Origin of the sequence: Deinococcus pimensis DSM 21231 (genome assembly GCF_000519345.1) — a bacterium.
Classification (GTDB): Bacteria; Deinococcota; Deinococci; order Deinococcales; family Deinococcaceae; genus Deinococcus_A; species Deinococcus_A pimensis.
In genome coordinates, this window is sequence record NZ_KI912668.1 from 88,008 (window position 1) to 88,430 (window position 423).

The following is a 423-nucleotide window of genomic DNA, read 5'->3' on the forward strand; positions in this document are numbered from 1 at the left end:
CGGCGGCCCTCACGAACCTCGCGGGCGTGAAGGTGCCGCCGGTCGGGGGGCAGGACGTGCGGCTCGGCGCGGACGGACGGGTCCGCACGGACCTCACCCTGCGCGCCCTCGCGCCAGGAAAGGCGAGCGTCACGTACGGTGTGCGCACGCCCTCGGGCAGCGACCGCCTGAAGCTCGACCTGCCCGTGAAGGCGCGCGGCTACGACGTCACGCGCGCCGTGACGGGCGGCGCGGACGAGAACGTCACCCTGAACGTGCCCGCCGACCTCGCCCCTGGCACCGTGGGCCTGCGCGTCCTCACCACGCCGTCCCTGCTGTCCGCCGTGGCGCCCGCGCTCGAATACCTCGTCGGGTACCCGTACGGCTGCACCGAGCAGACCATGAGCCGCTTCCTGCCCGCCCTGCTCGCCCGCGAGGCGCTCG

At 75.2% G+C, this 423-nt stretch carries 1 protein-coding gene; it reads left to right on the top strand.

The window, feature by feature from the left end:
• The coding region (locus tag DEIPI_RS35750; RefSeq protein ID WP_052351819.1) for a hypothetical protein at positions 1-423 on the top strand (423 nt) is incomplete at both ends.